This is a genomic window from Pelotomaculum propionicicum, from assembly GCF_004369225.1.
Lineage (GTDB): Bacteria > Bacillota > Desulfotomaculia > Desulfotomaculales > Pelotomaculaceae > Pelotomaculum_B > Pelotomaculum_B propionicicum.
The window spans coordinates 1-254 of the sequence record NZ_QFFZ01000193.1 but is presented as its reverse complement, the minus strand read 5'-3'; the positions used below and the strand labels follow the sequence as shown (position 1 = coordinate 254).

The following is a 254-nucleotide window of genomic DNA, read 5'->3' as shown; positions in this document are numbered from 1 at the left end:
TCGGTGGCCTCAATACTAATGGTTGCTGTACCGTTAATGGGTACACTGGCCAGCTTGGCGCTGTCTATGGTGACAGCCTGGTCAACCCCCAGGGCCACGTTGTTTAAGGTCCGTATCGCCTGGCCGTTGAAGCGCTCGATGACATTAACCGTGTCGCCGTCTGCATCCGTGATCTGATACGTGTAAGTAAAGGGGGCGTTTTTATCCCCAATGCTGCCATCTGTGCCGGTGATGCCCGGGGCCGCGTTCACCCG

The 254-nt window shown here is 57.1% G+C and carries 1 pseudogene; it reads right to left on the bottom strand.

The window, feature by feature from the left end:
• Nucleotides 1–254, bottom strand: a pseudogene (locus tag Pmgp_RS20040) (hypothetical protein); the annotation flags it as partial.